Genomic DNA, 18,681 nt, shown 5'->3' with positions numbered 1-18,681 from the left:
GTTTAATATGAGCAAATCCTACTTTAACGACCTTTTCACTTATGCAGAAAACTGGGTAACTGATAATTATTGGATACTTCTTGAAATAACATTGATTATTTTAGGCTGCTATTTTTCTAATAAAATCTTTTCCCATTTTTTATATAGGCTTAAGATAATTTCGAAAAGAACCAAAGCTTTTTGGGATGATGCGTTACTCGTCAGTATAGAAAAGCCGATAAAGCTTGCTATATGGTTAATTGGTTTTACCTTTATATTTGACGCTGTAAATCACGAGATAAAAATTAATTTATTGAAATTTTCCCCATTAATTAGAAACATATCCGTTATTGTCATCATAAGCTGGATAGCGATCAGCTTTACTTCAGCATTTGAAAACAACTGTATTAAGGGCACTAAAAAAACCAGGTTTGATAGATTTACGGCAGATTTAACGGCTAAAATTTTTAAAGTTATAGTTATAACTATTGCGGGGTTAGCAATATTAGAAAGCTTTGGTTTTAACATCAGCGGTATAATTGCTTTAGGAGGTATCGGGGGTGCAGCCTTAGCTTTTGCATCACAAAGCTTACTTTCCAACTTTTTCGGTACTGCGATAATTTATCTTGATAAGCCTTTTGCTATAGGAGAAAACATCTTGATAAAAGGAGAAAATCTTAGAGGAACGGTTGAGGAAATCGGCTGGAGGATTACTATGATACGCACCACGGAACAAGTTCCGGTCTATGTACAAAATTCAGTTTTTTCAAAAGACTCGATTATTAACTACTCAAGAGTTACTCATAGAAAAATCAGTGAAAAAATGGGGATAACCACACTTGATATTAATCAGGTGGAGATTATTACCCAGGATATTAAAAATTTTCTTGAGTTACATGCCGATATAGATAATGAGTTTAAAATTATAGTAGCACTAACTGATTTTGGCCAAGACTTTGTTGAGTTACTGGTCGAAGCGGTAATAAAACTAAGAGACACGAAAGATTTTCCGAATATAAGGCAAGAAGTTATGATCGGAGTATTTAACGTTTTAAAGAAACATCAATGCCAGGTCGTCTTCTCGAATGATAATAAAGCATTATTGGCTAGAATTTAGGGGAATAAAATTAGGCATTAACTTTTAAATATTTACTTGGAAACACTTATTTTTAAAGGATCTTCTTTAGATAATGATTCGGTAAATTTGCCTACAATAATATTTTTGCTTTCCTCAGAAAAAGTTTTGGTATTTTGTTTTAATGATTTGCTGAATTTATCTACTCCGATAACGGATTTCATTATATCAACCAATTTTTCAACCAGCCCCATTGCATTTTTAGCTTCTCCTGCTTCTTTTAGAGAATCGAAGGTTTTCTCAGCTTCTTTCCCTATTAAATCCAACTTTTCCTTACTGATTTTGTCGAAATATTGACCTTTATTATTAAAAGCTTTAGTAGCGGTCATCGTTTTAATGTTACTCTTAACTGCTTCTGAAAATTCATCACGTGTTTCGCTGACTTTATAAAGCTCAGTAATTATAGTTTTAGCATTTTTAGAAATTAGTGCTGCTTTATTTTCTTCTATTGTTTGTTGATATAGTTGTCTGATATCCGCCTTACCGATCTCATCATGTAATCGCTGCTCGGAATTCAAGTGTTGGGCAGTATTGCCGAGAACTGAAATTTTATCAGGATTATCATAAGCAAAATTTATTAGATGATTTCTATCTACCTCATTAGGAAAAAGAGCCATGATTTGCTCAACGTTTTTTTCTACGTTTTCTTTAACTATAGAAGGTAAGTTTATCAGCTCATCAAAAAGTTTCTTATCACCTTCTTCTAAATTTTCTTTATCAGCTAAATATCTTACAAGCGGTAATTTATCACCGATTATTTTACTTTCACTTTTTTCACTTAATAAAATTTTTAATTGGTTAAGATTATTATTCAGGTTTTTATCATTCTTAATGTTATCCAAAATTGATTCTACTTTTTTTAACCATGATTCTTCAAATGACATCTTGTCATATTGATTTATAACTTTTAACTCATTTAAAAATGTATCTTTTGTTTTAGAAAAGTGCTCGGTAAGATATTTAACCTGCCTTTCTCTGATGTTAGCCAGATCATCCAATTTAATCCCGGCTTTTAAATAATCTTCAAGGGTAAGTTGAATATCTGCCAAGGGGTTATGAAATCCGTTAGCTTCATATTCAGCTTTGTGCAGGAATACTGATTTATCAGTACTAGTGAAATCCAGATAAGTAAATATTGTAGGAAGCTCGCTCTCACTACTGCTTGAACTTAAACTTTTATCCGCACCTTGAGTCGGATAATAACCAACTCCTTCCACACCTGCATCAATTAAAGCTTTAAGAGCAGTCAGCATAAAAGTCTTATATTCTTCGGCAGAAAGGCTCGGCTGAATTGTAATTTCTCCTCTCGGATTTTTATCATTAGCTAAACCTCTCTTCCTATCCCAAGTTACATAGAAGCATATCTCTTTACCTCGCTGGTCATATTGGCGAACCTCGCCTACCTCCGGGTTCCAGTCAGCAAACCCTTTGCCTGTCAAATCATTAATATCAATTATCTTTGCATTTTTCGGGCTTTTAATTTTAGGGTCATTAAAGAGAGCCGCGAGCACAGCATAAGCTTTTTCAATATTTTCTTTTGTCGGTTCAACCGGAATTCTAAACTCTACTTGACTCTCATAAAATTTATTTTCTTTTTCAAAAGTTCTCTCCGTTAATATATTACCGCTTGTACTTTCAAGGCTAGGATCTTGAAACCACAACCATCCTTGCTTTTTAACCAAATCAACATTATCCAGCTTTACAGGCTCATAAGGCTTAATATCGGAAAATTTCATTTAAGTTCTCCCTAAAACTTGCTTTATATTTTAATATTAACATTATAAATATCAAAATAATACTTATCAATCATACTACCCGACGCTTCATAGAAATAAAGTTAAGAAAATATATTATTAATAACTTAATGCTCACTCAGAATTATAACTACTTTCATTTAAGATCTTATAAGTGGATTCGAAGAATTCATAACCGCGCGCCTTCGTGCTCCGAAGGGGCACTCATGCCCCCCTGGCACTTGCTTACTCTTCTTCCCTATAATACTACAAAATCGATTTTGCATATCATTCCTATTTACATTTTGGGTAGCGTGCTTATTAACAATAAATCAGGCAAGTAATCAAAGCTTTTTATTTCACCAACTCAGCTTCAACAGCATCGGCAAACTTGCTGTAAGGCAATAAACCTTCAAGCTTTTTACCGTTAATGAAGAACACTGGAGTAGCATCAAGTTTTAACGCCCCTACAGCTTGGTAAGCACTCTCAAGCACTTCATCAGTTTTCTTTTTATCATTGATGCATTTATTATAGTCTTCATCGGATATACCGCCAAGTTTTGCAATATTATGTAACTTCTCTTTATAAGAAATATTGAATGCCCAAACTCTTTGGGTTTTAAATAAGGTTTCTATAAATTGAAATTTCCTTTCCCCCGAGCAGTGAATCAGCATGGTAGCAAGAGTAGCCGGATGGTTGGTCGGAAAATCCCGCATAACATAAGCGATTTTACCAGTATCAATATAATTCTTTTTAATTACAGGAAATATATTTTCATGAAATGTAGCACAATGCGGGCAGGATAACGAGGAATATTCAAAAACTTTGACTTTAGCATCTTTATTACCTAATAAAAAATCCTCTTCTTTAACGGTTAAAACTTCCTCTTTTGTTTTCTTGGTTGCGTAATCGGGCTCTTGTGCGGTTAAGCTCAAAGGATGAAGGGTTAAAAATAATGCAAATACTTTAAAAATTTTATTCCTTAACATATTGTATAACATAATAATTGTTCAATTAAATATAAAGCTGGCAAGTAAAAACTCAAGCAATAAATCGCGAAATCAAATTCTCTCTAAATTCCTAAAGCCTGTTTTTGCAATTCAAACAGCTGATTAGTCCCTACTCTTGCGAGCTCCAGCATCCGTAAAAAATCTTCTTGCGTATAAGATTTTTGTTCAGCAGTTGCTTGAATTTCAATAATTTTATTATCATTAGTTAAAATGAAATTAGCATCAACCTCAGCGCTGCTGTCTTCAAAATAATCTAAATCTAATAAGTGCACCCCATCAACGATACCGCAGGAAACTGCTGAAATCATTGATGTAATAGGCATTTTTGAAATTATTCTATCTTCCAATAATTTCTTACAAGCTAAATATAACGCTATATACCCGCCCGTGATTGCAGCCGTTCTGGTTCCACCGTCCGCATTAATTACATCGCAATCAATTATAATCTGCCTTTCTCTAAGCAGCTTTAAATCTATTACGGATCTTAAAGAACGCCCTATTAATCTTTGGATTTCCTGAGTTCTACCACCTAAACCTCCCTTAGATACCTCACGCTGCATCCTAGTATTAGTAGACCTAGGGAGCATACCATATTCGGCAGTCACCCAACCGCTTCCTTTGCCTCTTAAAAACATCGGCACCCTATCATCCACTGTTGCAGTGCAAACTACATGAGTGTTACCAAACTTAACTAAACATGAACCTTCTGCATTATTAATAAAATTGAGGTCAAAACTGATTTCTCTAAGTTCATTGTGTCGGCGGTTATTTTCTCTGATAATATTTTTCATATTTTATATTTATAATAGTTCTGCATAAGCATCAAAAAGCTCAACTTTATTATATGAGCCGTTGATAAGCATATATTTTACGGCTTTCATTATTCCGCTACTGTGCTCAATAAAAACTAATCTACCTTTGTTTTTAAGTTGCATTAATAGTTCGTCGGGAGCTTTATTTAAAGCACCGTTTATAATTATAATATCATAGGGAGCATTTTCCGGTGCACCTGCTAATAAATTGCCACTCTTAATTGCAACATTGTTTAAGCCTTCCCTTTTAACATAGTCTGCTGCTTTTATTGCAAGAGAGTTAATTGATTCCAAACCGATCACTTTTTTTGCAAGCTTAGCTATAATAGCTATGGAGTATCCGCTTCCGCATGCAATATCCAGCACTGAATCGTCTTTACTAATCCCGCAAGCATCCAGCATTCTAGCGAATACGGCAGGCTCAAGCATTTTTCTATTTTTATCAAGAGGAAGCCTAGTATCAAGGTAAGCCATTTCTCTCCACTTTCCTTCTATAAATTCATGCCTTGGTACTTCTTGCATTGCATCAAGTATATTATGATTAAAAACATTGTTTGTCATAACTTGGTTTTTAACCATGTTAGTTCTGGCTTGATTAAAATCTTTCATTCAACTCTTTTAAGAAAATATACTAATAGGAGCAATGTAAAGAATTTATCCTTTTCTTTCAATAGGCTTAATTAGTTAGCTATTAAAAATTACTAATAATTTTGTCGCATTAAGTATAGTAAATTAAGCTATAAATCTAACAACAAATACTCTTAGCCTATTGGTTATATAAAAAATAATATACATAAAAAATATTAAATAATTTTCGATAATACATCATTAAGTTTGCCTAAAGTCTTATTCTAATAAATGTATAAGGGATTAAACTTAATTTACTGTATATAAAATATTTACTTACTGAATTAAGCCTCGATTCATTTTCTCTCGGAGTATGTACATTATTTATTTTATGCAAATTCTGTTACTTATAATAAACCAAATATCTAAAAATTTAAAATATTAGATTTATAGCTAATAACCTATGAATTGGGATTAGAATAAATGCATATCGCGAGGCAGAGCGCCCCTATCAAGGCGCGAAGATACGCTATTTTCAAAATTTTTCCAATTCATTCGTGTAGCAATATTTATTCTCAACCTATATGAAAATAAATAGACATAGGCAAAAAGGTGTAAATATAAATTGATTCATACATTTTTGCCGAGCTGAGTTCATCTAAATATCGAAGACTTTAGTCACCACTTTTTTTTACAATTTACATTATGTAAATTATAAATTTATACTGCTTGGTTTAACGCATCAACTATAAGGTTACTGGCTTCTTCTTTATTAATATTAGCTGCTGCCGAGTATTCTTGAGCTAATCTATCTAAAGCCGCATCGTAAATTTGTCTTTCACTGTAAGACCTATCAGGATCATCAATATTTCTATATAAGTCTCTAAGAACTTCCGCAATTGCTACTGCATCCCCGGAATTAATTTTATTTTCGTATTCTTGTGCTCTCTTACTCCACATCCCTTTAACAATTTTCGCTTTACCTTTTAAGCTCTTCATCACAGCACTGAATTCATCTGAATTACATAAGTGCCTTAAACCTGTTTTGATAGCTCTTGAAGTTGGAACCCTAAGAATCATTTTATCTTTTGCAAAGGTAATGACATAAAGCTTCATCTCTACTCCTGCAATCACCTGAGTTTCTTCACCGGTAATCTGCCCAACGCCATGGGAGGGATAAACTACGGAATCCCCAACAGTAAAAATCTTTTTGCTTGCAACTTGAAACATAAACCTTCCTCAATTTTAAGCTTTCCACGCGATCATTCTATCATAATTGTAAAAAAATACAAACTTTATCATTTATAAAATTCAGTAAGCTTTACAACGTGATTAACGTAGATTATACAATCAAGGTTTAGCACTAATATTTTTATTACCGGCCAAGGTTATACTTATTTGACGTATCCTTTTTCCTGATAATATTTCATTGCACCCGGATGAATCGGTATAGCACGACCTTCATTAATCATAGCACTCAGCTCTAAGTTAACAAATACGGGATGAAGTTTTTTAAAGTTATTTAAGTCCTCAAATACTGATTTGGTAACTTCATATACGATTTCCGAACTTGTATCGGTAGTAGTCAGAAGCAATGCTTTTAGTCCGAAAGTGTTGATATCTTCCGTCTCACCTACATATAATCCGCCGGGAATTTTAGTCATGGAATATTCATAGTTTTTAGCCACGAAATCTCTCACTAAAAGGTCATCAACACTCAGTATTTTTGTATCACACATGCTCATTGCATCCTGGAGCATTCCGCTCGGGTGGCCGGCTAAAACCACCATAACATCTATTTTTCTATTACATAAAGCTTCAATTTGCTCTTCAGGTTTAAGTTCGGTTGCACTTTTAAACGTGGAAATACTCCAACCCTTAATGCGCATGAGCGCTTCCATAGTAGCTCTCGCACCTGTGCCTTGATACCCGATTACTACCTTACCTTGAATGTCATCCAGTTTTGCAATTTTGGAATCTTTCCTAACTACCATAGTAAAAGCTTCGTTGTGCAATGATAAAACATATCTTAGTTTTTCAAACGGCCCTTGCTTTTCAAATATATAGGTACCGTCAAAAGCATATTCCTGCCAATCGGATTGAACAATTGCAAAATCCATTTCCGCATTTCTTAATGCTGCAAGATTATATATTGAGCCCGGCGATGATTCAACGGCGCATCTTAAGCCTGTCTCATTCCTTTTTCGGTTCATCATGCGGCAGATTGCTCCGCCCGCCGGGTAATATACCCCGGTTATGGGCCCGGTTCCTATAGTAATTAAGTTATCATCTATATAGGGCTTTTTTAAATCAATTTTTGATAATTTATCTAATTCTTTTATATTGGTATTAGGTGCGTTAATCGGCTTACTTACATTGTTCTTCAAAGTTAAAAAGGTTTGGCGTATATCTTGAGTAATACTTTCCTGCTTTGGCTGCTCCGAACCGCTTGGCTTAGTTATAACTTCAGGGCTTGATGATTCATTTTGTCGGTTATTCATTTGCTCATCAGTTTTCTGCCCCGGCAGGTTAATCGGAGGCAAGTATGTTGGTGTGCTCTGTGCGCAAGCCACAGTTTCGATATTTATAAATAAGCTTACAAAGCAAAACCAAACAACTCTTTTCATTACAACCCTTTATACTTTTAAACAGATAATCATATTATATTTATGAATTACTTTTACATTATTTACAAGAACCATAACGCTTTTTTAGCATATGCGGGAATGATTAAACTATAATGGTAACTTAATCAATCTGCACTATATGCAAAATCTGTTTTCCGGTTCTAAGCCCGGTTCGGTAGCAGCTGCTTTGGACGCAGTAAGTTTAATTGGTATGCCTCTTCCGATTATAGCATGGGGGCAACTTCCGGTACAATAATGTTGTCCGCTATTTCTGCCATAATTCTTGTGCTTTCTTGCACAGTAAGCAATACTAACCTCGTGAGACAACCCGTTCAGGAGTTTCTAGATAACATTTCTTCAAATTGGATCAATAGCATTTGAATCAGAGGAGAAACCCCGCAAGCTTTAGCTATAAGTTAAGTATATTTGAAGAGGTACTTATAACTTTTCCTCTTTTCTCCTCTACTTCTTCTCTTCTTGCTATCCTTTGTTGCCAAGTTATTTTCCTTTTATCTTTTTCACCATGTAAATTATCATCTTGCTGCTCTCTATTCTCCTTATTTGAAGCATCTTGTCCTATATCATCTATGCTTTGCTTTGATGTAAATCTATCGATGGCTTCATTTAAATCCTCTTTTAATATTTTATAAACTTTAAAGTTGCATTCCTTAGCTTCACTCATCCATTCAAATAAGTAGTCTTTTATATTATCATTATCGATATTAATAAAATCCGCAAAAAACTTTATGCGTTCTTCTTTATTATATTTCACCTCCTTTGAGATATAACTTTTAACAAATGAATTTAAGTATTTTTTCATAATTGAGTCAGCTGCAACTGTGTATATACTTATAATTTTAAAAAATTTAAAAAACAGAGAATGATCTTTTTTCTCAATTAGGAATTTAAAAGGTGCAATTATTTTATTTTTAATTTCTTGCTCATCTGATACTTTAATACGATTTATCTCCCTAATCATTAAACCGAAGGAGATTATTGCAGATCGATTAATTTCTTTTTCTAGAAAATACATAGTATTTTCAGCTTCTTCTTTAATAGTTTCAGTAATTTTTTCAAGCTCTTCCTTGCTGATTTCCTGCTTTGCATTACTCTCACTTTCTTCAATTCTAGGTTTAACTCTCCTTTGCCTTTCTCTTGAAGTTTCCAAAATCTTTTCCTCTAATTCTCTCTTTTTTTCAAATTCACTCATTTTTCGTTTCATTTTATTTCCCTTAAATAATAGCATTAAAATAATTATTAACGTTTATAAACACAATAATATTCAATAAGGCTACAAATCATTCATAATATTTCTATATTAAATAGTAAATAAAAATTTATTCTAAAAATTTTTATCATATACTTTGTTAAAATATTATTTAATTAGCAAAATATCAATATACTTTTCAATACATTCAAATAAGCAATTTTTAGTTAAATGCTATTTTTTATTAAATATTCATTAATTTACTCTTAATTTTTCTGTAACTTTCTTATGCTATAATTTCTTTTAATAAAAACCAAAAGGTACAAATATTTTAAAATATGCGTAGAAAAAGAGATAGTGAACAGCAAATACCAAATGAAAATTTATCCCCGAAAAGCCCTCAAGATAAAGTTAAAAAAATAAAAACCGGAAGGCATTCCAATATAGAAGATTTAACTCCCGAGCAAAGAATATGGGATCAATTAGCCCGCATGATGCAGGATAAAACCGAAGCATGTACAGCTATAACATTTGTAAATAATAAAATTATTATAACTGATAATGATGTATTCTATAATTCTAAAGAAGTTAACCTAAAAATTAGGTTTATAGAAAATATTATGGCATATTTTTCTAATTTTATTCAAAACAATACAAGCTTAGAAGAAAGGAAGCGCCTTTTCATAGATATTTGTTTAAAAAAGGCTCAGGGAAGGTTTGTGCAACCTGTTACCTTACCTGATAATATTATACAAAAAATAGCTATGGAAGTTATTACCGAAGAAAATTATCTTAATTATCCGCTTGGAAAAATTCATTGCGCTACAGTTATGGAATCCGGTTTAAATCCGGAGGATACAGCCCAAGCTCTTCAACTTTTTACGGTTTTCACGGAAATTGCAATAAACTTAATTAAGATTGAAGAGACGTTAGTTAAGTTTGGAAGGACACATCCGATAAATCTTGCTTTTATTAATAATGAAATAGATTTACCGACTCCCAGAAAGGATAAGAGAAAATTAAATTTAACAAAATATAAAAGCTTAGCAGTTAGCGATGCTTTCGGATATACGCTGCTTCATATTGAATATAAAGCCGTGCACGCGGAAATGCGAATACTTAGCTTTCTGCTGGCAACTACTTCTTTAATTAATATGCAAAGTATATATATCGGCATAACAAAGTTATGTTGCCATAATTGCAGACTAGTACTTGAAAGTGTAAACAAGGCGCTAGATAGAGATTTTATACTTAATAGAGGACAACATGATTTAGAATTTAAGAATTGGGAGCCGCCTTTCTTTTTGAAAGATAATTTTAAAAAACATTGTTTTAAAGATAATTACAGCTTAGTTAAAAAAATACAAGAAAACTATCATACCGACCTGAATGCAGATGCTATGACACCAAAAAGGTGCATCCCTAAAGTAAATCAGTATGCTATTTCTCCCTTTAGAATCAAAACTGCTAAATCATCACGCGTAAAAGCACTAACCAGTTCAGATACCGAAGCAAATCCTTTAGATACTCCTCTTCCTTCATTTTTCTTACCTTCTGCTATTTTAGAGGCAAGCCGATCGGTGCAAAAAAATCTTTTTGCTTTTGAAGATATCAATTATAAGCAGGAACTTGAAATATTAAGTCAGCTATTAAAATTGGATTCCGAAGTGAAAATCAATTTTTCAGATGATAAAAAATACCAATATAAGATTGTAGTTAGCCACATAAAATTTCTCGAGTTATCTCCAGTTCTTATGAATATATTTAGCGAATTTGACTCAAAATATGCGGATGGTTTCTTTACGATAATTGCAAGCCCCGGCAAGATAATCTGCAATACTTTAACCGAAAGGTTGTTTAATATCACGCAATTTACCTTAACTGAAGTGCTGGATAGTAATGATACTCCAAACCAAAGCTTTTCAATTGACTCATGCTCCGAAAACGGTTCTTTTGACGATATAGAGGATATGCCTGACCTATCTCCTATAACCGGTAGAAGATTATCAAAGTCTTCGGAAGGAATTTACCGAAGCTAAGCCAGAAAAATTAATTTTTTGGCCAGATTCTTTCATACCACTTAACAGGTTTTTTGAAAGTAGTTTGGCCGTCTTTTTTCATTTTCTCTCTAATATCTTCTATTTTCCACCCAGTAAGTTTCGCAAGGTTTTGTGCTTCTTCCTCAAATCTCGCACCTAAGCCGTCTTTATATTTCTTAGCTTCTTCACAGCTGCTTTCCCCGTTCCAAGGATGATTCATAATAAATCTGCCCTGAAAATTAGTTTTGTCTTTGGTTTCGTTAAATACTATATCATCCGGAAAATGTTCAAGGTCATACCTGACATGCATTCTGGTTACAAACACGTCATTAACCGGCTGAATAAATCTTTTTCCTACACTCCCTGACGCAAAAGAATCGCTTGCACCGGTATTAAGTAGGCTTTCCACCCAGAATACTCCGAGCTCTCTTAATTCCTCAGGTGCAATCGGCTCTGAAGCACATGGATCACACCATCCCATATCCCAAGCATATTCAAGCATTATTGTCTGCATATTCTCTTTTCTAATATGCTCATCAAAAAGAGCTTTATAAAAATTATTGAATTCCTTTCTGACAAAGAGAGGAACATTTATATCGGTAGGTATGCGCGAAGTCCTATAGTTGGTCGGCTCAACCCTGCCATTTTTAGTTAAAGTAAAAATAAATAATTCCTGCGCGCCGTCTGCGTTAACGGTACCGAGCCTAATCGGCAACATAAATTTTTTGGATTCAAAAGCAACCTGAATAGGCCTTAAATATTTATGCCCAAGCTTTTCATACTCGGCAAGGTTTACCTTAGCAACGAAAAATTTTATTCCCTGCTTTATATAACTCATCACTACATCTTTAGCTTCATGCGGAACTTTATAACCATTTTGATTTAGCCACTGAATGAGCCCACCGCTCTCTTTTGCTGATAAAATTACTATATCATATTCACCGACCGTATATTCTTCTTCAATCGTAACCCCAAGTGACGCTGTGGAATTACCGCCTCCAGCCATCTTGCCTACAGCAGAAAATGCTATAAATCTTTCCTCTTTCCTACAAGGATCTGGATCAAAATACTCTACAAGCCTGGGAGAAGTAAAAGCATCCAAGTGATCTACTATTTTATTTTCAGTTACATGCACTTGCTCTTTAGCTATACTAACCGGCACCGGAACAATCATCGCGAACTCTTTAACATCGCCTGTATAATCACTCGCCATGGTTATTACATTTTTATCTTCGTTGCGGGTAATTACTACTTTAGATGCCTTATTAAAAATTTTTGTATCAGCTTTAGCAACATAAAATCCGCAAAATGCATTTGCATTATTTGCGGTAAAAACTGAAAGAAAGGCTGAAGTAATTAACAGTTTAGAAATAATTTTTTTCATAGTGCTTTGCTCATTTTATTAAAAATTTTTGGGTACTCAAAAGAAAGAATAATTTTGATCAGTAATATCATGCCTGAAGTTAAGGCTAAAGAGTACACAATATAATACGGATTATAAAAATAATATCTTAGTATCATTGCCCAAACCCCGGCAATAATACCGAATACTATTCGCTTAGAGGAAGTTTGAGGCGTAGTTTTCGGATCGGAAATAGTAAAAAACGTAAACAAAAATGCCGCCCCGTTTTCAAATTGATAAAAAATAAGATTTAAAGGCTCATTAAGCCAAAATCCGCGCACACCGGTTAATACTATATATGTAGAAATAAAAGCTAAAGCGACATCAAGTCTATTTGATTTCACTGCGACAAACAACCCAATTATAATTAAGAGTGCCAGCACCCAAGATAAAGTTCCCCACTGCCCAGGCGATATCCAGGCGGAATTTGAAAATAATAATACACTGATTAATCCAAAAATTGCTGGATTAAATATGTGACGATTATTAAACCTGATAATAAACTTTGAAAGGATCGCAACTACTCCCGCCAGTATAAAAATTACAAGATCATTGCTTCTTAACACCAAGCTTAATGATAACCCGGTAATTACCGCATTTTTTGCTTCAAACCTTTGCTTAAAAAAAAGGCAACAAATATACTGAGTAAATATTGTACTTAGCATTGTGATAAAAACATTAAAATAATTAATATCAAAATCTAAAAAATATATACCGAGCGTTAGGAAAAGCACTTGTGCAGCCATTTGATATGACCTGACATCAATTTTCTTTATATTCTCTGTATTTTGCATTTTTATTAATTTCCGTATCTTAATTAGTATATTAACATTTTTGCAAGCTTAAAGTAAAGGCTTCAATATCTCAGAGCTTGGCTTGTTAAATAATTTTTATTAAATTACTTAAAAACCTTTCAAGATAGCTAACCGTGCATAGAAAAAAGATATTAGAATTACTTAATGATTACACCTCGCACCATATAGAAGAAGTTGAATATAAAAACCAAATTATTTCATTTATTAAACAAAACAGTGATTGTTTTGACCGATCTAACAAGGCAGGCCATCTTACCGCCTCAGCATGGCTTTTAAACAGGAGTGGTGATAAAGCATTACTTATGCACCATGCGAAACTAAATTCATGGGTACAACCCGGCGGACACTGTGATAATGACCCGGATATAATTTCAGTTGCTTTAAAGGAAGCTAAAGAAGAATCCGGAATTAATGGTATTGAACTTGTTTCGCATACAATCTTTGATATCGATATTCATTATATTCCGGCATTTCATACCGAATCCAGTCACAATCATTATGATATTAGGTTTTTACTTCAAGTTAAAAGCAATGAAGAAGTAAAAATAAATCATGAATCTAAGGAACTTAGATGGGTAAGTAAAGACATATCGGAACTCCCTACCGATTCCAAGTCAATTATAAGAATGTTTAATAAGTGGATATACCTTTAAGAAAATTTGAAAATCTTTAGCACTCTCTCTACTTATTTGCCTACGTTCTTTTAATAATTTAGCTGTAAAAGAACCCTGCCCAAAAGCACTATTTGCCAACTCAATATCTGATATCTTATTAAAACTTAGTATTTTCTTTTTATCAATTCTTCAATCTCAAGAGGCGGGTTTTTACCCCACCCTGATAGAATAACTTCTCCATAATTTTGCGGATTAATTTTTTCACCTTTTCGAGGATTCAGATATAACGGTACTTTAATCTTCGGTACTTTAATATAGCACCAAGCATCCTTGCCTCCGACCTTACCTCTTTCTAAAAAAATTTTACAGCTTAATCTCATATTTTTATAAACTTAAATGACTACCGACTTCTTTAAGAGCTATTTCTAAAGGAAATTCCTCCCTAACCATCTCTCCTAATAAAACAGGCTCAGGCATCGGCGGCAAATTTTCTTTTAAGTATTGTTGTCTAGATTGGAACATTAAATGGCTGGCATCTCTTTTAGCTTCTTTTCCTTCCGTAATTTTTAAGTATTGTTCGGAAATTAGCGTTGCCATATCAGAATGAAGAATTGATATATTAGCAAGAGCTACTTGTTCATTTAATTCCGGCGCCAGAGCATGTGTAGAAATTTTAATATGTGCAAAACCTTTATTTTTTAATTCATTATCAATAATCCTTTGAGCACCGATTCTTTGTCTTTCAATATGAGGCTGTATAGAAGTAATTAATATAATTATTTCCTTTCCTGTTTTAAATTCTTCTTTTTCTTCCGCTTCTTGGATCAACTTATTTAAAGCTGCTTTTATAGTATCTCCGGTATCCGGCCTGGCAGTACCTTCTCTAGCTGCCACATCAATTAAATTTTGCTCATCCAAAGGTTTATTAAAGCAATCTTGATAAATATACCTTACTAAATCACTTTCATAAACTTTCTTTGTTTCACCTTCAGCATAGTTTAAATACTGCCTACCATCCGACCTCTCTATAAAAGAATTAGGTTCATCGATATATCTAACTCCAATGAAATCAGCTACTTTCTTAATAAAGCCGGGGCTTTCCAGGGCACCCATATTACTTAACTCTCTTTTGCCGGTTAAAAACCTTTCAAATCCTAGATTAACTCCTTTTAATTCTTTTGTATTTTTAAGATTATCCATCTTCCATATTAACGGAAGTGCAGCTGACCCCAAAACCCAAGTTTCATCGTAGCTTTCGGCTAACGGTACCTTAGCTGTAACTAAGCCCATTATCTTAGCATTTTCAAAATAATCTTTCTTTAAATCATTAGCCTGCATCCAATCCATTGTAGCCAGTGAAGCGCGCTCTTGGTTAACTTTTCTGTTAAATGCAGTTTGAGTCCAATATAAAATAAAGTCCTGAATATCTTGATTATCAAACGAAGATTCAGAAAATAAATTTTTTAATATATCGGAGGCTTTAAATTTTTCAAAACCAGGCTGAAATGCACCTGCACCGTTAAGATGGGTACAAATTGAATTAAAAGTAGAAACAGGATCTTCAAATCCTCCCATAATATTTATACTTTCCTAAATATTTTCCTTTGAAAAAAGACCTGAAATATACATATTCTTTATAAACGCTTCTTGCTGAGCCTGTGCCGAATAGGTTTCAACAATTTTAGGCGGGTTCCCGTCTTTGTAAGAATAATCTGCATCATATTTATCCCAACCGTTAAATCCTAACTCAGATAACGCACGCATTAAGCTTGAACTTTGCTTCATATTTACCTTTCAAATTCAATTTACAAACCAAGGTATAAAGTATTTCTTTAAATAATAATATTTTTATTATTAAAATATAAATACACTTTTAAAAATATTAGTATATATGATGAAACTATAATTTTTCAACAATACGCGCTCTAGGAAAAGATATACCAAATACAGTTCCCTTACCCGGCTCACTTGCCACATTAATTTCTCCGTCGTGAGCAATAATACAAGTTTTAGCAAATGCTAATCCTAATCCGTAACCCATAACTCCTACATTTCTATCATTCTGAATCCGCTCAAATTTTTTAAATAATTTTTGCAAATCTTTCTCTTCAATGCCAATTCCGGTATCTTTAAATTGAATTACAATTTCCTTCTTACGATTATGAACTCTAGTAAAGGCCTTAACTTCCAAACTTCCGCCCTGCTTGTTATACTTAGCTCCGTTTGTTGCAAAATTCTGTACCATTTGCCCTATCATTATATCATCACCTATCATATTAGGCAGATCGGAGGCTATATTTAAAATTACTCTTACTCCTTTCTTATTTGCATGGTGCATAACCATGTTGATATTGCTTTGAATTACTTCGGTTAAGTTAATTTCCTTATATTCAAGTTTCTTCCCTCTCTCCTGAAATTCAAATAACTTTAAGAAGAAATTTATTTGCTTATCCTGATGTACGGCGATATTATAAATAAATTCTGTATATTCCCTATTCTCTTTATCCTCTGCATCGCTTAATTTCTTTTTTAAAAGCTTAGCAAAACCTATTATACTTGAAATCGGGTTCCTTAATTCATGGCTTAAGAATGACATATTACTTTGAATAAATTCGTTTGCATTACGAAGGTTTTCATTCGCTTTAGTAAGCTCAGCTTGTTTAAGCCTTAAATCCTTAGTAATATTCTGAATATTCGCAAGCTGAGAAGCAAGGTTATTTAATTCCAAGGCTTCATATTCAGGAATTTCTACATTTGCCCCTTTACTGATGTTATCGGCGGCATTACTTAGTTCAATTATTGGCCTTACAACTATATAGGACAGGAATAACAAGATAGTTATAAAAACAACCCCTAGGGTTATATTTTTAATAATATGAGGAATTATTTCCTGCTTAAATTGTTCATAATAATTTACGGTATCTTGACCGACTAAGAATATAAAAGGATAATTTTCCGTATTCATTTTTAGGGTAAAAATATGATTATCTATTTTGATAGGTTTTGATAGAAGATAAGAATTTGAATGTTTTAACCTAAAAACTTCGTACTTTAATGCTTCAGGTATTTTAATACTTTGTTCATTAATAGCAGGGTCTGATGCAAGTAAAAAATTTCCTTCCGTATCTAATAAAATGAAACTGACATTTTTATCAACTACCGACTGCAACGATTTTGAAATTTTTTCAAGATAAATTGCAATAGATAAATATCCTATAAATTTATTTTTAACCTGCATTCCCAGTGCTGTGGAAAGCACCCTTTGCCTAGTAATTAAACCGAAATCCGGCTTAGAAAATTTTAATTTCCATGGATCTTCAAATGCCGCTTCAATCCAAGAGCGTTTCGTTGAACTTAAATTTATCGGTTGCTGCCTTACCCCCATTATACTATCAACCACCATGTAATGCTCAGGATTTACATAATGAATTAATGTCCATGCTAATGTATCTTTCTTAAAATTTTCCCTTTGATGCTTTAGTAAAAAAGCTATATTTGAATATGAGTAATCACCGCTTTGGATAATTTTTTCAGCCAAAAATTTAACCATATTTTCAGCAAAACTTATTTTTTCATAAAGAGCTATATTTAGTTTATAGCTTTGCTCCAATAAATAATAATTTTTTTCTTTTTGAAAATCTTTATATTTTAACACTGCGAAAATGATTGAAACACAAACGGTTATGATTACAACGCATACGGAGAAATGAAGATGAAGATTAGCAAGGGAGAAGCTCTTGGTTAAATTTAATACATTTCTTTTAAAAGTTTTTAGGTTAAATAAATTTTTGGCCTTCATCAACATTTTTACCTTAATAAGATATCACTAATATATATAAAATTCTTTTATTTCTTTTATAGAAAATGTTCAAAACTTTATATAGAAAATAAATAGTTGCATTGGTTATAGAAATATAATATGCATAAATTGTTTTTTAAATAATTATAAACAGATAAGTTCATATAAGCGACTTAATCAACCTTTTATTTTAATATAATTCTTTTTTATTAAGTTCAAATAAACTTATAGCAACGGCATTTGAAAGGTTTAGACTTTCTACTTTATTTGATATTGGTATTGATATCAGAAAATCACAGTTTTCTTTAGTTAACTTTCTTAGCCCTTCCCCTTCACTACCGAAAATTATTCCGGTTTTCTTAAAAGAATTCACCTTAGCAAATCCTTTGTCTCCGGTTGCATCCATTCCGATAATCCAAAATTCATGCTTTTTAAGCAATTTTATAGCATCAGATATATTAGTTACCGATATAAGCGGTATATTTTCAATAGCCCCGCAAGAAGCTTTAGCTGAAACCGCTGTTTCTCTTACTGAGTTTTCTTTTGTAATAATTACGGCATCTGCATCGAAAGCTGCACTTGATCTTAAAATCGCCCCTAAGTTTTGCGGGTCGTTAATTTTATCTATAATAACAATAGTAGAAATTTCATTCTTACTTAGATTTAAAAAATCTTTTAAATTAGGTTGCTCAAGAGGATTTGTTTTTAAGATAACCCCCTGGTGCACTTGATTACCCCCTAATATTTTGTCGATTTCGTATCTTTCAACTATCTTGGCGGCTATTTTGCAGGGGATTGTCGATTTTATTTCATTATATGTTTCTTGAGTTATAAGCAACTCATAAATCTTTCTTCTAAAATTGGCTAACGCGGCTAAAACCGTATGTTTCCCATAAATCCAATAATCTTTATTTAATTTATTCTTTCTTGTTTTTATCATA

17 protein-coding genes are annotated in these 18,681 nt (G+C 32.9%); 3 read left to right on the top strand and 14 right to left on the bottom strand.

Features of this window, described 5'->3' with window-relative positions; genetic code table 11:
• Positions 1-7 precede the first annotated feature (7 nt).
• The gene (locus NF27_RS08845) at positions 8-1,096 is read left to right on the top strand and encodes a mechanosensitive ion channel family protein (RefSeq protein WP_039458455.1); all 1,089 of its coding nucleotides are present in this window, start codon (positions 8-10) and stop codon (positions 1,094-1,096) included.
• 32 nt (positions 1,097-1,128) lie between these two features.
• On the opposite strand, the gene NF27_RS08840 is transcribed toward NF27_RS08845, so the two are convergent.
• The 7 genes from NF27_RS08840 to NF27_RS08810 form a co-directional block, all read right to left on the bottom strand.
• Positions 1,129-2,850: a hypothetical protein gene (locus tag NF27_RS08840; RefSeq protein WP_039458453.1), complete on the bottom strand. Its 1,722-nt coding sequence runs from the start codon at positions 2,848-2,850 to the stop codon at positions 1,129-1,131.
• 351 nt (positions 2,851-3,201) lie between these two features.
• The gene (locus NF27_RS08835) at positions 3,202-3,837 is read right to left on the bottom strand and encodes a DsbA family protein (RefSeq protein WP_053332731.1); all 636 of its coding nucleotides are present in this window, start codon (positions 3,835-3,837) and stop codon (positions 3,202-3,204) included.
• 83 nt (positions 3,838-3,920) lie between these two features.
• Positions 3,921-4,637: a ribonuclease PH gene (gene rph, locus NF27_RS08830; RefSeq protein WP_039458514.1), complete on the bottom strand. Its 717-nt coding sequence runs from the start codon at positions 4,635-4,637 to the stop codon at positions 3,921-3,923.
• Between the two features lie 21 nt (positions 4,638-4,658).
• Positions 4,659-5,279, bottom strand: a complete 621-nt coding sequence (locus NF27_RS08825) for a protein-L-isoaspartate O-methyltransferase family protein (RefSeq protein WP_039458449.1) — start codon at positions 5,277-5,279, stop codon at positions 4,659-4,661.
• A gap of 678 nt (positions 5,280-5,957) precedes the next feature.
• A complete protein-coding gene (locus NF27_RS08820) occupies positions 5,958-6,467 on the bottom strand; it encodes a CarD family transcriptional regulator (protein WP_039458447.1) in 510 nt (169 codons plus the stop codon).
• A gap of 164 nt (positions 6,468-6,631) precedes the next feature.
• Entirely contained in the window at positions 6,632-7,864 is a 1,233-nt protein-coding gene (locus tag NF27_RS08815; protein WP_204367891.1) for a TAXI family TRAP transporter solute-binding subunit, read from the bottom strand.
• Positions 7,865-8,273: 409 nt separating this feature from the next.
• Positions 8,274-9,086 carry a hypothetical protein gene (locus tag NF27_RS08810; RefSeq protein WP_039458444.1) on the bottom strand — a complete coding sequence of 271 codons (813 nt, stop codon included), beginning with the start codon at positions 9,084-9,086 and terminating at the stop codon, positions 8,274-8,276.
• Positions 9,087-9,409: 323 nt separating this feature from the next.
• On the opposite strand from NF27_RS08810, the gene NF27_RS08805 reads away from it, so the two are divergent.
• Positions 9,410-11,110 (top strand): hypothetical protein, encoded by a 1,701-nt coding sequence (locus NF27_RS08805; protein WP_039458442.1) that lies wholly within the window; start codon positions 9,410-9,412, stop codon positions 11,108-11,110.
• Between the two features lie 10 nt (positions 11,111-11,120).
• Here the strand turns inward: NF27_RS08805 and NF27_RS08800 are convergent, their stop codons facing one another.
• Positions 11,121-12,494, bottom strand: coding sequence for a DUF2330 domain-containing protein (locus tag NF27_RS08800; protein ID WP_039458438.1), 1,374 nt, complete (start codon positions 12,492-12,494; stop codon positions 11,121-11,123).
• On the bottom strand, positions 12,491-13,306 hold the full coding sequence (locus NF27_RS08795; protein ID WP_053332730.1) for an RnfABCDGE type electron transport complex subunit D: 816 nt from the start codon (positions 13,304-13,306) through the stop codon (positions 12,491-12,493). Before NF27_RS08795 ends, NF27_RS08800 begins: the two co-directional genes overlap by 4 nt.
• A gap of 134 nt (positions 13,307-13,440) precedes the next feature.
• On the opposite strand from NF27_RS08795, the gene NF27_RS08790 reads away from it, so the two are divergent.
• Positions 13,441-13,980, top strand: a complete 540-nt coding sequence (locus NF27_RS08790) for an NUDIX hydrolase (RefSeq protein ID WP_039458436.1) — start codon at positions 13,441-13,443, stop codon at positions 13,978-13,980.
• 125 nt (positions 13,981-14,105) lie between these two features.
• Here the strand turns inward: NF27_RS08790 and NF27_RS08785 are convergent, their stop codons facing one another.
• The 5 genes from NF27_RS08785 to rlmB form a co-directional block, all read right to left on the bottom strand.
• Complete coding sequence (locus tag NF27_RS08785; protein ID WP_053332729.1) at positions 14,106-14,321, bottom strand: hypothetical protein; 216 nt, start codon at positions 14,319-14,321, stop codon at positions 14,106-14,108.
• 4 nt (positions 14,322-14,325) lie between these two features.
• Positions 14,326-15,516 carry a hypothetical protein gene (locus tag NF27_RS08780; protein ID WP_039458434.1) on the bottom strand — a complete coding sequence of 397 codons (1,191 nt, stop codon included), beginning with the start codon at positions 15,514-15,516 and terminating at the stop codon, positions 14,326-14,328.
• A 15-nt stretch (positions 15,517-15,531) separates the two neighbouring features.
• Positions 15,532-15,726, bottom strand: a complete 195-nt coding sequence (locus NF27_RS08775) for a hypothetical protein (protein ID WP_039458432.1) — start codon at positions 15,724-15,726, stop codon at positions 15,532-15,534.
• Positions 15,727-15,841: 115 nt separating this feature from the next.
• Positions 15,842-17,740 carry a HAMP domain-containing sensor histidine kinase gene (locus NF27_RS08770; RefSeq protein WP_039458430.1) on the bottom strand — a complete coding sequence of 633 codons (1,899 nt, stop codon included), beginning with the start codon at positions 17,738-17,740 and terminating at the stop codon, positions 15,842-15,844.
• Positions 17,741-17,930: 190 nt separating this feature from the next.
• Positions 17,931-18,680, bottom strand: coding sequence for a 23S rRNA (guanosine(2251)-2'-O)-methyltransferase RlmB (gene rlmB / locus NF27_RS08765; RefSeq protein WP_039458428.1), 750 nt, complete (start codon positions 18,678-18,680; stop codon positions 17,931-17,933).
• Position 18,681: the final 1 nt, after the last annotated feature.

The organism is Candidatus Jidaibacter acanthamoeba (assembly GCF_000815465.1).
In the GTDB taxonomy this organism is placed as follows: domain Bacteria; phylum Pseudomonadota; class Alphaproteobacteria; order Rickettsiales; family Midichloriaceae; genus Jidaibacter; species Jidaibacter acanthamoebae.
The sequence above is the reverse complement of the archived record's forward strand: the minus strand, read 5'-3'. Positions and strand labels throughout refer to the sequence as shown.

Excerpts from the sequence above, each read along its gene's own strand:
- NF27_RS08845 (WP_039458455.1), top strand. The coding sequence starts at position 8 with ATGAGCAAATCCTACTTTAACGACCTTTTCACTTATGCAGAAAACTGG.
- NF27_RS08840 (WP_039458453.1), bottom strand. The coding sequence starts at position 2,850 with ATGAAATTTTCCGATATTAAGCCTTATGAGCCTGTAAAGCTGGATAAT.
- NF27_RS08835 (WP_053332731.1), bottom strand. The coding sequence starts at position 3,837 with ATGTTAAGGAATAAAATTTTTAAAGTATTTGCATTATTTTTAACCCTT.
- NF27_RS08825 (WP_039458449.1), bottom strand. The coding sequence starts at position 5,279 with ATGAAAGATTTTAATCAAGCCAGAACTAACATGGTTAAAAACCAAGTT.
- NF27_RS08820 (WP_039458447.1), bottom strand. The coding sequence starts at position 6,467 with ATGTTTCAAGTTGCAAGCAAAAAGATTTTTACTGTTGGGGATTCCGTA.
- NF27_RS08815 (WP_204367891.1), bottom strand. The coding sequence starts at position 7,864 with ATGAAAAGAGTTGTTTGGTTTTGCTTTGTAAGCTTATTTATAAATATC.
- NF27_RS08810 (WP_039458444.1), bottom strand. The coding sequence starts at position 9,086 with ATGAAACGAAAAATGAGTGAATTTGAAAAAAAGAGAGAATTAGAGGAA.
- NF27_RS08805 (WP_039458442.1), top strand. The coding sequence starts at position 9,410 with ATGCGTAGAAAAAGAGATAGTGAACAGCAAATACCAAATGAAAATTTA.
- NF27_RS08800 (WP_039458438.1), bottom strand. The coding sequence starts at position 12,494 with ATGAAAAAAATTATTTCTAAACTGTTAATTACTTCAGCCTTTCTTTCA.
- NF27_RS08795 (WP_053332730.1), bottom strand. The coding sequence starts at position 13,306 with ATGCAAAATACAGAGAATATAAAGAAAATTGATGTCAGGTCATATCAA.
- NF27_RS08785 (WP_053332729.1), bottom strand. The coding sequence starts at position 14,321 with ATGAGATTAAGCTGTAAAATTTTTTTAGAAAGAGGTAAGGTCGGAGGC.
- NF27_RS08780 (WP_039458434.1), bottom strand. The coding sequence starts at position 15,516 with ATGGGAGGATTTGAAGATCCTGTTTCTACTTTTAATTCAATTTGTACC.
- NF27_RS08775 (WP_039458432.1), bottom strand. The coding sequence starts at position 15,726 with ATGAAGCAAAGTTCAAGCTTAATGCGTGCGTTATCTGAGTTAGGATTT.
- NF27_RS08770 (WP_039458430.1), bottom strand. The coding sequence starts at position 17,740 with ATGAAGGCCAAAAATTTATTTAACCTAAAAACTTTTAAAAGAAATGTA.
- rlmB (WP_039458428.1), bottom strand. The coding sequence starts at position 18,680 with ATGATAAAAACAAGAAAGAATAAATTAAATAAAGATTATTGGATTTAT.